Raw genomic sequence first — 12,479 nt, 5'->3', positions numbered from 1 at the left:
CGGGGCTTCCGGGGCTTCCGGGGCATGCCACGGTCGGACAGGCATGACAGAACCCCGCCCGGTGGACACCTGACTCAGGCGCCACACCGGACGGGGGCTGTACAGAAGAGGCTCGGTCGGAGACCGGGTGGCGCCTAGCGGCGCTCCTTGATCTTCGCCTTCTTGCCACGCAGATCGCGCAGGTAGTACAGCTTCGCGCGACGGACCTTACCACGGGTCAGAACGTCGATGTGGTCGATGTTCGGGGAGTGGACCGGGAAGGTGCGCTCCACGCCGATGCCGAAGGAGATCTTTCGGACGGTGAAGGTCTCACGGATACCGGAGTTCTGACGACGGATGACCACGCCGCGGAACACCTGGATACGGCTCTTGGTGCCCTCGATCACCTTGACGTGGACGTCGAGGGTGTCACCGGGACGGAAGTCCGGGATGTCGGAACGCAGCTGAGCGGCGTCGACCTTGTCGAGATAGTGCATGTGGCACTCCTGTTTCTTTTCGATCGGACAGAGGACCCACGACGCCGCCGGCTTGCCGCCGACGGTCGGCGCGTTCGTGCCCACACCATTGAGTTGTTGTTCGCATTGCACGCAACCGGTCAAGTATTCCAGCGGTCGGACGCCGGGATCAAATTCCCGCGGCGCAGACTCTCCCGGATCAGATCCTCCCGGCGCGACGCAGGGCATCCGCCAGCGCCCCGGACGCGGCAGGCGCTGCCGCCCCACCACCACGCCGGTTGCCACGCCGATCGCCCTGACTGCGCTGGCCACGCTGACCCCCCTGACCCCCGTCACGGTGTCCGCGGCCGTTGCCGCCGTTGCCGCCGTTGCCGCTGCCGCCACCCCTGCCCCGCTGCACCGGCGCGCCCGGCTCATCGGTGAGTCGCAGCGACAGCCCGATGCGCTGACGCTCCACGTCGACCTCCATCACCTTGACCTTGACGACCTGACCGGAACGGACGACCTCGTGCGGGTCGGAGACGAACCTGTCGGACATCGCCGAGACGTGGACCAGTCCGTCCTGGTGCACTCCGACGTCGACGAATGCGCCGAATGCGGCGACATTGGTGACAGTGCCCTCCAGCACCATCCCCGGAGTGAGGTCGGAGATCCGCTCGATCCCCTCCTTGAGCTCCGCGGTGCGGAACTCCGGGCGCGGGTCACGACCCGGCTTGTCCAGCTCGGCGAGGACGTCGGTGACGGTGGGGACGCCGAAGGTGTCGTCGGCGAAATCCGCCGGACGTATTCCCGACAGCACCCGGGTGTTTCCGATGAGATCTGCCACACCTACTCCGGTGCGCTCGGTGATCCTCCTGACCAGCGGGTAGGTCTCGGGGTGCACCGCAGAGGCGTCCAACGGGTCTTCAGCCCCACGGATCCGCAGGAAACCCGCGCACTGCTCGAAGGCCTTCGGGCCGAGCCGCGGGACATCCTTGAGCTGGCGGCGGGAGAGGAACGCGCCGTTGGCCTCCCGGTGGTGGACGATGTTCTCCGCGAGTGTGGCGGTCACCCCGGCGACCCGGCGCAGCAGCGGCGCCGAGGCGGTGTTCACGTCCACGCCGACCGAGTTGACCGCGTCCTCGACCACCGAATCGAGGCTGTCGGCGAGCATGACCTGGTTGACGTCGTGCTGGTACTGGCCCACACCGATGGACTTCGGGTCGATCTTCACCAGCTCGGCCAGCGGATCCTGGAGACGGCGGGCGATCGACACCGCGCCACGCAGCGAGACGTCCATGTCGGGGAATTCCTGCGCGGCGAGTTCGGAGGCGGAGTACACCGAGGCCCCGGACTCGGAGACGACGACGGGGGTGGGGTGCCGACCGGTGGCGGCGAAGACCTTCTCCGAGATCTCACGGGCCAGTTTCTCGGTCTCCCGCGACGCTGTGCCGTTGCCCACGGCCATGAGGTCCACCCCGTCCTTCGCACAGATCCGGGCGAGGATGTCGACAGCCTCGTTCCACCTGTTCTGCGGCTTATGCGGGTAGATGACGACCGTGTCGAGGACCTTGCCGGTCGGGTCGACGGCCGCGCACTTCACACCGTGGTTGTACCCCGGGTCCAGACCCAGGGTCGCGCGCTGACCTGCCGGGGCGGCGAGCAGGAGGTCACGCAGGTTGCGGGCGAAGACGTCGACCGCCGCGGCGTCCGCCTTCTCCTTGAGACGCATGCGCACGTCCACTCCCGAGGAGATCTGCAGCTTCGTCCGCCAGCCGAAGCGGCAGCATTCGGCGCGGAACCGGTCGGCGGCGTCCCCCCTGGGCTCCAGGCCACGGGCGGCGGCGATCATGCCCTGGTAGATCTCGTCCTCACCGGGGTCGAGGGTGAGCTGGAGGATGCCCTCGGACTCGCCGCGCAGCAACGCGAGGATGCGGTGGGACGGCAGCGTGGTGAAGGGCTCGGCGAACTCGAAGTAGTCACGGTACTTCTGGGCCTCGGCGGAACCCTGTCTCCCCTCGACGACACCGGCGGTCATCGCACCGGTGGTGTAGAAACGCTCGCGAACCTCGCCGACCAGGTCGGCGTCGGTGGAGATCTCCTCCAGGACGATGGCACGGGCCCCGGTGAGCACCGCCTTCGGATCGTCGAAACCCTCGGTGATGTAGGACGCCGCCAATTCGGCGAGGTCGGTGTCGCAGTCGGCGAGCAGGGTCTCGACCAGCGGTTCCAGGCCCGCCTCGCGGGCGATGGTCGCCCTGGTGCGACGGGTGGACTTGAACGGCAGGTAGAGATCCTCCAGGCGGGCCTTGGTCTCACAGCCGAGGATGAGGTCGCGCAGCTCGTCGGTGAGCTTGCCCTGCTCCTCGATCGCCGCGAGGACGGTGGCTTTGCGGGCCTCGAGTTCCCGCAGGTAGGTCAACCGGGTCTCGAGGGCGCGCAGTTGCACGTCGTCGAGACCGCCGGTGACCTCCTTGCGGTAGCGGGCTATGAAGGGCACTGTGTTCCCCTCGTCGAGCAGGGTGACGGTGGCCGACACCTGGGACTCGGCGACCCCGAGTTCCCGGGCGATCGTCCTGATCACTGCTGTGGTCGTCTGTCCGTTGTTCTCACGTACGGTCATTCGGACAACTGTAGCCGGGGCGCCGGGAGATCAGCACGGGAACCCGTGCTCCCCCGGCATAAGCCCCTCAACCGGGGTGCCGGTCTCCTCGCCGGTCTTCTCGGCTACCTTCTCGGCTGCCTTCTCCGACGCCGCCGTCAGCTCCGCCTCCTCCCCCCACTCCAGCGCCTGCTCCCTCATCCGGGAGAAGTCCTCGACCGCCGTGTCCGCAGCCCGGTCGACGATGTCCCGGAGCTTGTGGACGGTCACCGACGGTGCCGGGACGGCCGTGCGGGAACCGTCGACACAGGACAACCGCTGCGGGGTGGTCCGCAGCCAGTCGACGACCTCCCGTTCCACCGACCGGTCGATGCGGGAACAGTGCCCGTTCTCCGACTCCGGCAACGGGTGGTCGTAGTTGCTGTACGCTCCGTCGTAGCACCGCTCACTCCACCCGTCGTCGTAGTCCCCCTCCCCTGACCGGTCCGGCACCGGTTCCTCCGCCGTCTCGGCGTCCTGCATCGCCCTGATCCGTCTCTCCCGTTCGGCCTTGCGCTGCTCCCGCCGGACCATCTGGTCGTCGATCTCGGCGCGCACCCCGGGGTGCCGGTCGAGCCGACGCCACACGGTGTCGAGGTGGTCGATGGTCATCCGGCCGTCGGCGAGCGCCTCGGAGTACAGCACCGGCATCCGCCAGGACATCTCCGTGGTGTGCCGGAACCGTGCGGCATAGGCTGTCCCCCGGCCCCGCACCGCCTGTTCCAGGGCTGACCGCTCCACCGACGAGCGGTCTGTGACGTAGGCGTCCGCCATGCGCAGTTCCGCGCGGTTGAGCGGGTAGACGGTGATCTCCTCGATGGTCGGATGGTCGACCGGGTCCTTGTACAGCATGACGTTGCCCTCCCCGCCCCTGCGCCGGACTGTCCGGCTCCCTGGGGCGTGGAGGCTGACACTAGCGTGCCTGCGGGACGCCACCACGGGGTCGAACCGTGAAAACCCCGGGCCCTGTGGATAACCCGGCCCCTGTGGACTACTTTTCCTGCGCCGGATCAGGCACCCGGGCCGACGCCGGATCCGCCCAGGCCGCAGCACCGTCGAGGCCCCGGAGCGTGGACCGGTCCCTCTTGTCGAGCTGCCCCGCCGCCTCCTGTGCCGCCACCAGTTCCGGCCGCACGCTCAGCGTCCGGTGCAGCGACTCGTCCCGGCGCCACCGGTCGACCTTCGCATGGTTGCCGGAGGTGAGCACCTCGGGCACTTCCAGACCCCGCCACACCCGGGGTTTGGTGTAGCTCGGCCCCTCGAGCAGCCCGTCCTGGAAGGAATCCTCCTCGTGACTGGCGCGGTTGCCGAGGACGCCGGGGATCAGCCGCACCACGGCCTCGGCGATGACAAGCACCGCGACCTCCCCACCGATGAGGACGTAGTCCCCCAGTGACACCTCCTCGACCCGGTAACGCTGCTCCGCATCGGTGAAGACCCGCTGGTCAATGCCCTCGTAGCGGCCGCAGGCGAAGACGAGACGGTCAGCTGCGGCCCACCGCTGCGCCATGTCCTGCGTGAAGGGGCGGCCCGCCGGGGTCGGAACGATGAGGATGGGACGGTCGTCGGAACGGTCCGTGTCCGGCGTGGTGCCCGGCGTGGTGTCCGGCGTGACTTCCTTGCCGGCACGCAGTCCCGACCGCACATGCGGGGACGCCGAGTCCAGCAGCGGGTCCCGGCCTGCCGGACCGGTCAACGCCGCGACATCATCGAGCGCCGGGCCCCACACCTCAGGCTTCATGACCATGCCCGGCCCTCCGCCGAAAGGTGTGTCGTCGACGGCCTTGTGCACGTCATGGGCCCAGTCACGCAGATTGTGGACGCCGACCGTCAGGATGCCCCGCTCGATGGCGCGCCCCAGCAGTGCGTGCCGCAGCGGGTCGAGGTACTCGGGGAAGATGGTGACGACGTCGATGCGCATTGCACCGATCATAGTGACCGGTCACCGCAGTTCGAGCAGCCCCTCCGGCGGAGTGACGACCAGGGCGCCGTTGTCGAGGTCGACGATGGGGACGATGGCGTGGCGGAACGGCACGAGGATCGTCGCACCGGCGGTAGGCAGGGCGGCGTCGGCATCCACCGCGATCTCCAGCAGGGTGCCGGCCGGCCCATGGGTCACGCCGGTGACCTCACCGATGTCGACCGGCTCGGGCTGCACTCCTTCGTAGGCCCGGGCGGTCGCGGTCTCCGCGTCCACCGGTCCACAGTTGAGGACACGCAACCCCTCCAGCTCATGGTCGTAGTAGCCGTCGTCGTCCTCGTCGAAGACCGGTGGGGCGAAGAACTGCATGCCGCGCAGGGATTCGGCGGCGGTCCGGTCGGTGACCTCGTCAAAGGTGATGAGCAGTCGGCCCTGGTGGGGGCGCACCGTCTTCACCGTCAGCGTGGTCTGCCTGCCGGGGTTGCCTGATCTCCCGCCGCGGGCACTCCCCCCCTGGCGTCCGGTGATCTCCGTCCCCACCGCGAAACGGGTGGCCGGGTCATCTGTGGTGGCGTCGACGACAAGTTCGCCGCGCACGCCGTGTGGTTTGATGACCCGGCCGATCTGCAGTTCTGTCATACCCTACAGACTAGAGGACGCACCGCCTCCGGGAGCACACCAGTCTAGATGACACCCTGGGCGATCATGGCGTCGGCGACCTTCTTGAAACCGGCGATGTTCGCACCGACGACGTAGTCGCCCTCGACGCCGTACTCGGCGGCGGTGCGCGCGGTGTTCTTGAAGATCTTCCGCATGATGTCCTGGAGACGCTTGTCGGTGTACTGGAAGGTCCAGGAATCGCGGGACGCGTTCTGCTGCATCTCGAGGGCGGAAGTGGCCACACCGCCGGCGTTGGCTGCCTTGCCCGGGGCGAAGTCGATCCGACGCTTGTGGAAGACCTGGACGGCATCGTGGGTGCAGGGCATGTTCGCGCCCTCGCTGACGTACTTCACGCCGTTGTCGGCGAGCAGCTTCGCGGATTCGCCGTCGAGCTCGTTCTGGGTGGCACACGGCAGAGCCACGTCGGCCTCGAGTTCCCAGATGTTGCCGCCCTTGTGGAAGGTCGCGGTAGCCGCCTCCTTGGCGTAGTCCGACACCCGCAGGCGACGCACCTCCTTGATCTCCCTGAGCAGTTCAACGTCCACGCCGTCCGGGGTGGAGACGTACCCGGAGGAGTCGGAGACGCCGACGACGGTGGCGCCGAGCTCCTGGGCCTTCTCGATGGCGTAGATCGCCACGTTGCCGGATCCGGAGACGATGACCCTGGAGCCGTGGAGACGCTCACCACGTGCCGCCATCATCTCCTGGGTGAAGTAGACGCAGCCGTAGCCGGTGGCCTCGGTACGGACGAGGGAGCCGCCCCACTGCAGGCCCTTACCGGTCAGCGTGCCGGACTCGTGACGGCCGGTCATCCGACGGTACTGGCCGAAGAGGTAGCCGATCTCGCGGCCGCCGACGCCGATGTCTCCGGCGGGGACGTCCGTCTTGTCCCCGATGTGGCGGTGCAGCTCAGTCATGAAGGACTGGCAGAAGCGCATGATCTCCAGTTCACTGCGACCCTTGGGGTCGAAGTCGGAGCCTCCCTTACCGCCGCCGATCGGCAGACCGGTGAGGGAGTTCTTGAAGATCTGCTCGAAGCCGAGGAACTTGATGATGCCGAGGTTCACCGAAGGGTGGAAACGCAGACCCCCCTTGTACGGGCCGAGCACCGAGTTGAACTGGACGCGGAAGCCGCGGTTGACCTGAACTTGGCCGTTGTCGTCGATCCACGGGACGCGGAAGATGATCTGGCGCTCCGGCTCCGCAAGGCGCTCGATGAGACCCTGGTCGGCGTAGTGAGGATCCTGCGCGAGGACGAAACGGAGGCTGCCGAGCACCTCGGCGACGGCCTGGTGGAACTCAGGCTCACCGGCGTTGCGCTGGAGAATCTTCTCGTAGTAGCCCTTGACTGTGGAATCGACGTCCATCGTGCTCCTCAAGTATTGGTAACCGGTACGTAACAAAACAACGGAGTCAGTTTACAGTGCCGGCACAATGCCCGTAATTCTTCCGCAACACTCACGGCCCCACGAAACCTGTCCGTAACAATATTCCCGCATCCCGGGATTTCGGGGGTGATTGTGCGACGGATTCGGGGGCGACCGAGGTCGCCCCGAAACAATCGGACTTCCCCGGCAGCACAGAAAACCCCACCACCGCACCGGGGTGCGGCAGTGGGGTTGTGTGCCCGGGGGTTGCGTGCCCGGGAGGCGCCTACTCTGCGGACTCCTCGGCGGGAGCCTCAGCAGCCTCAGCGGCGTCGGCAGCCTCGGCCTCAGCAGCAGCCTTGGCCTCTGCGGCGGCCTTGGCCTCACGCTTCTTGGAGGTGATGGCCTCGGCCGTGGGGCCGTCAGCGGCCTCGGACAGCGCGGCGTTGAAGAGGTCCAGCTTGGACGGCTTCGGCTCGGCGACCTTTAGGGTGCCCTCAGCACCGTCGAGGCCCTTGAACTTCTGCCAGTCACCGGTGACCTTGAGCAGGGCGAGAACCGGCTCGGTCGGCTGGGCGCCGACGGACAGCCAGTGCTGGGCGCGCTCGGAATCGATCTTGATGACGGACGGGTCGGCCTTCGGCTCGTAGGTACCGATGTTCTCGATGACCTTGCCGGAGCGGCGGGTGCGGGCGTCGGCGATGACGACGCGGTAGTGCGGGGTCCGGATCTTACCGAGACGCTGGAGCTTGATCTTGACGGCCATTGCTGGTCCTCTTTCTTCTAGACGGTCACCGGGCAGTGCGGACACCCGCCACCCACCTCTACGGTGCGGTGCCGGGCCGGTTCAACCCTTGGATTTACCCTGCGCGTGACCACCGACCGACCGTGGTCGGTTCCGGTGTTACGCAGACTCGCCCACTCTACCCGACCCCCGGTTCCCCCGACAAACCGGCACCGGCACCGGCACCGGCACCGATCTGACCGGCCACTGGACCGTCCCCTACTTCCCCTTCCCGAAATCGAGGTTGTTGAGGTCGACGTTCTCGAACCCGGGCGGCATCTGCTGCTGCATCTTCTGCAGGTCCGCCATCGACGGCATGCCACCGCCCACGCCCGGCATGCCACCCATCCCGGGTATACCCGGCATACCCGGCCCGGGACGCTGCTGACCGCCGCCCTTCTTCGGGGGCTTACGCCTGCCGTTCTTGCCCTTGCGGCCCTTCGGCTTCTTCTTCGTCGCCGAGCGGGTCATACCGCCCATCCCCAGCTGGCCGGCCATCTTGCCCATCATCTTCTTCGCCTCGAAGAAACGGTTGACCAGCTGGTTGACCTCCGCCACCGACACGCCGGAACCGTTGGCTATGCGCTTGCGTCGCGAGGCGTTGAGGATGTTCGGGTCCTGACGCTCTGCGGGCGTCATGCCGCGGATGATGGCCTGGATCCGGTCGAGCTGGCCCTCGTCGACGTTGTCTGCCATCTGGCTCATCTGTTTACCGCCGGGCAGCATCTTGAGGATATTGCCGAGTGGACCCATCCGACGGATCATCATCATCTGCTCGAGGAAGTCCTCGAGAGTGAGTTCCCCGGACGCCATCCGCTGCGCCGCGGTCTCGGCCTTGTCCTGGTCCATGACCTGCTCGGCCTGCTCGATGAGGGTGAGGACGTCACCCATACCGAGGATCCGGTCAGCCATGCGGTCCGGGTGGAAGATGTCGAAGTCCTCGAGCTTCTCACCGGTGGACGCGTAGAGGATCGGCTTGCCGGTGACTTCACGGATCGACAGGGCGGCGCCACCACGGGCGTCACCGTCGAGCTTGGTGAGGACCACACCGGTGAAGTCGACGCCGTCACGGAAGGCCTCCGCGGTGGTGACGGCGTCCTGGCCGATCATCGCGTCGATGACGAAGAGGACCTCGTCGGGGTCGACCGCGTCACGGATGTTCCGCGCCTGGGTCATGAGCTCTTCGTCGATGCCGAGGCGACCGGCGGTGTCGATGACGACCACGTCATGCTTGGTGCGACGGGCCTCCTCGATGCCGGCCTGCGCCACGGCCACCGGATCACCGTGACTGGTGCCCATCTCGTGGTCGAGGGAGTCGATCGAGGTCCCCGGGTCGGGGGCGAAGGTGGTGACGCCGGCGCGCTCACCGACGATCTCCAGCTGCTGGACGGCACCGGGACGCTGCAGGTCACAGGCCACGAGCATCGGGGTGTGCCCCTGCTTGACCAGGTGCTTGGCGAGCTTTCCCGCCAGCGTGGTCTTACCGGCACCCTGGAGACCGGCGAGCATGATGACCGTCGGCGGGTTCTTCGCCAGGTGGAGCCGGCGCGTCTCACCGCCGAGAATCTCCTTGAGCTCCTCGTCGACGATCTTGATGACCTGCTGGGCGGGGTTGAGTGCCTCGGAGACGACGACGCCGTTGGCGCGTTCCTTGACCCGTTTGATGAAGCCGCGGACCACGGGCAGGGAGACATCGGCCTCGAGCAGTGCGAGCCGGATCTCACGTGCGGTGGCGTTGATGTCGGCTTCGGTCAGCCGGCCTTTGTCCCGCAGCCCCTTGAGGGCGCCTGCGAGGCGGTCTGACAAGGACTCAAACACTGTGGAACTACTCCCTTGGGGTCACGGTCTCTGACCACACCACAGTACCCGGTGTGCCCGGGGTGGCACATTCGGCGCCCCTCGTCCCCCGGAAGGACGCGGTCCTGATGCACAGCGGAGTTCGCGCACAGCGGGACGTCGGGCCCTGCCCCACGGCCACGCGGGTCCGGGGAAGGACACCGCGTGCGGAGCGTCAGCCCTTCGCTGCAGCGCCTGCGGCGTCCTGTTCCGCTTCCAGGGCGGTCAGGTCCCCGTCGCGGGAGTAGGCGGTCTCGGCGTGCAGGGCGGAGTCGATGCCGGCGACCTCGTCGTCACCGGAGATACGCCAGCCCATGGTCTTCTTGAGGATGAGTCCGATGACCGCGGTGACGACCGCGGTGTAGACCAGGGCGACCACCGCGATGACGATCTGGACGACGAAGAGCTTGAAGCCGTCCCCGCCACCACCGGTGAGCAGGCCGTCGTCGGTGGCGAGCAGGCCGATACCGACTGTGCCCCACAGGCCGGCGACGAGGTGGACGCCGACGACGTCGAGGGAGTCGTCGAACTTGAACCGGTACTTCAGGCCGACACCCACGGCGGAGAGGGCACCACCGATGGCTCCGAGGATGATCGCGGTGACCGGGGTGAGGTTTCCGGCGGCCGGGGTGACCGCGACCAGGCCGGCGACGACACCGGACGCCGCGCCGAGCGAGGTGACGTGCTTGTCCCGCAGCTGCTCGACGAGCAGCCAGCCGAGCATCGCCGCACAGGTGGCGACGGTGGTGTTCAGCCAGGCCAGGCCGGCGTCCCCGTTGGCGCCGAAGGCGGAGCCGCCGTTGAATCCGAACCAGCCGAACCACAGCAGCGCCGCGCCGAGCATGACGAGGGGGAGGTTGTGCGGGCGGGCGTCTGATTTCATGAAGGAGCGGGAGCGACCGATGATCAGCGCGAGGATCAGTGCCGCCATACCGGCGTTGATGTGGACGACCGTACCGCCGGCGAAGTCGATCGGGGCGATGGTCGCCTCACCGTCGGTGGTGCCGAACAGCTTGGCTGCGATACCGTCCTCGGAGCCGGACAGGAATCCGCCGCCCCAGACCATGTGGGCCAGTGGGAAGTAGGCGCAGGTGACCCAGATCCCGGCGAAGACCATCCAGGTGGAGAACTTCACGCGGTTGGCCAGGGAACCGGAGATGATCGCCACGGTGATCACCGCGAACGTGAGCTGGAATCCGATGTCGATGACGTTGGCGTAGCCGGAGGCCCCGGCAATGTAGTTGCCGGCCTCGTCGGTGACCGAGTCCTTCAGTCCGAAGTACTCGAAGGGGTTGGCGAACCAACCGCCCACTGACTCGGTGCCGTAGGACATCGACCAGCCCCACAGGACGTAGATCACGCCCACCAGGCCGAGAGTGCCGAAGGACATCATCATCATGTTGATGGCGGACTTCTGTCGGGACATACCGCCGTAGAACAGGGCCAGAGCCGGAGTCATGAGCAGCACCAGGGCAGCACTCATCAGCATCCAGGCGGAGTCACCGGTGGCGGTCACCATTTCCTCTGGGGTCATTTCCATCTCCTCGGAGTTGTTAGCGCCGGCGTCAGCCACCGGCCACAGGAGACAGTCAAGTGCAGGCATGTTTCGCAGGTCGGCACCGGAACATTTCGTGCACATGAAATGAGGCGGGGCCGCTGTTACAGGAACATTTCCTGCAACGGCGGCCCATGCCACACCGTCGACATCGAACAGCACCCGGTGGTCACCTCCGGTAGCGGCGCCCGGCCCCGCTACCCCAGCAGCGCGTCAACGAAACTCTCAACCTCGAACGGCGCGAGATCGTCCGCCCCCTCCCCCAGTCCGACGAGTTTCACCGGGACGCCGAGCTCCTCCTGCACCTGGAAGACGATGCCTCCCTTGGCGGAACCGTCCAACTTGGTCAGGGCGACGCCGGAGATGTCCACGACATCACGGAAGGTACGGGCCTGCATGAGTCCGTTCTGGCCGACGGTCGCGTCGAGGACGAGGATGACCTCATCGACCTTCGCCTTCTTCTCGACGACGCGCTTGACCTTGCCGAGCTGGTCCATCAGGCCGACAGAGGTGTGCAGCCGACCGGCGGTGTCGACGAGCACGACGTCGACACCCTCCTCCACACCTTTCGCCACCGCATCGAAGGCGACGGATGCCGGATCCGCCCCCTCCCTGCCCCGCACGGTCTGCGCACCGACGCGGCGCCCCCAGGTCTCGAGCTGGTCGGCGGCGGCGGCGCGGAAGGTGTCCGCCGCACCCAGCAGGACGCTGTGCCCCATACCGACGAGGACGCGGGACAGCTTGCCGGTCGTGGTGGTCTTGCCGGTGCCGTTGACGCCGACGACCATGATCACCGCGGGCTTGCCGTCGTAGGGCATCGCGTGGATGGAACGGTCGAGTTCGGGCCGGCAGGCCTCGACAAGGCAGTCGCGGAGCATCGCGCGGGCCTCCGCCTCGCTGGACACGCCCTCCGTCGCAATGCGGTCACGCAGTTTCTCGACGACGGCGACCGTGGTCTTCGTCCCGAGGTCCGCCATGATCAGCGTGTCCTCGATCTCCTCCCAGGCGTCGTCGTCGAGGTCACCGGCGGAGAGGATGCCGAGGACGCCACGTCCGATGACGTTCTGCGACTTCGACAGGCTGCCACGCAGGCGGCCGAGGCGCCCCTCGACCGGGGCGATCTCCTCGACGGCGGTGGACGCCGACACCGGCTCGGCGGCGGGTTCAGGCTCCACGGCCTCCTCCGCAGTCTCCTCCGGAGCTTCCTCCGCAGTTTCCGCCGGTGTCTCGTCCGGTGTCTCGTCCGGTGTCTTGTCGGGGAGAGCAGGGGTTTCAGTGACT

At 67.4% G+C, this 12,479-nt stretch carries 10 protein-coding genes; all 10 read right to left on the bottom strand.

The window, feature by feature from the left end; translation table 11 throughout:
• Nucleotides 1–134 precede the first annotated feature (134 nt).
• Nucleotides 135–476, bottom strand: a complete 342-nt coding sequence (gene rplS, locus QZV72_RS11590; protein WP_297008647.1) for a 50S ribosomal protein L19 — start codon at nucleotides 474–476, stop codon at nucleotides 135–137.
• Nucleotides 477–654: 178 nt separating this feature from the next.
• The gene (locus QZV72_RS11585; RefSeq protein WP_297008646.1) at nucleotides 655–3,057 is read right to left on the bottom strand and encodes a Tex family protein; all 2,403 of its coding nucleotides are present in this window, start codon (nucleotides 3,055–3,057) and stop codon (nucleotides 655–657) included.
• Between the two features lie 30 nt (nucleotides 3,058–3,087).
• A complete protein-coding gene (locus QZV72_RS11580; RefSeq protein WP_297008644.1) occupies nucleotides 3,088–3,927 on the bottom strand; it encodes a hypothetical protein in 840 nt (279 codons plus the stop codon).
• A gap of 139 nt (nucleotides 3,928–4,066) precedes the next feature.
• On the bottom strand, nucleotides 4,067–4,996 hold the full coding sequence (trmD, locus tag QZV72_RS11575; RefSeq protein ID WP_297008642.1) for a tRNA (guanosine(37)-N1)-methyltransferase TrmD: 930 nt from the start codon (nucleotides 4,994–4,996) through the stop codon (nucleotides 4,067–4,069).
• Nucleotides 4,997–5,017: 21 nt separating this feature from the next.
• A complete protein-coding gene (locus tag QZV72_RS11570) occupies nucleotides 5,018–5,635 on the bottom strand; it encodes a ribosome maturation factor RimM (protein ID WP_297008640.1) in 618 nt (205 codons plus the stop codon).
• A gap of 44 nt (nucleotides 5,636–5,679) precedes the next feature.
• A complete protein-coding gene (gene gdhA / locus QZV72_RS11565) occupies nucleotides 5,680–7,023 on the bottom strand; it encodes an NADP-specific glutamate dehydrogenase (RefSeq protein WP_297008638.1) in 1,344 nt (447 codons plus the stop codon).
• A 286-nt stretch (nucleotides 7,024–7,309) separates the two neighbouring features.
• On the bottom strand, nucleotides 7,310–7,789 hold the full coding sequence (gene rpsP / locus QZV72_RS11560; protein ID WP_297008636.1) for a 30S ribosomal protein S16: 480 nt from the start codon (nucleotides 7,787–7,789) through the stop codon (nucleotides 7,310–7,312).
• Between the two features lie 237 nt (nucleotides 7,790–8,026).
• Nucleotides 8,027–9,625 carry a signal recognition particle protein gene (ffh, locus tag QZV72_RS11555; protein WP_297008634.1) on the bottom strand — a complete coding sequence of 533 codons (1,599 nt, stop codon included), beginning with the start codon at nucleotides 9,623–9,625 and terminating at the stop codon, nucleotides 8,027–8,029.
• A 193-nt stretch (nucleotides 9,626–9,818) separates the two neighbouring features.
• Entirely contained in the window at nucleotides 9,819–11,177 is a 1,359-nt protein-coding gene (locus QZV72_RS11550) for an ammonium transporter (RefSeq protein WP_297008632.1), read from the bottom strand.
• 218 nt (nucleotides 11,178–11,395) lie between these two features.
• Nucleotides 11,396–12,479: signal recognition particle-docking protein FtsY (gene ftsY, locus QZV72_RS11545; protein ID WP_297008630.1), on the bottom strand; the 1,084-nt coding region annotated here is incomplete at its 5' end.

It is taken from the genome of uncultured Corynebacterium sp. (assembly GCF_902782855.1).
In the GTDB taxonomy this organism is placed as follows: domain Bacteria; phylum Actinomycetota; class Actinomycetes; order Mycobacteriales; family Mycobacteriaceae; genus Corynebacterium.
Note: the sequence above shows the minus strand (reverse complement) of the source record. Positions and strands in the feature narration are given on the sequence as shown.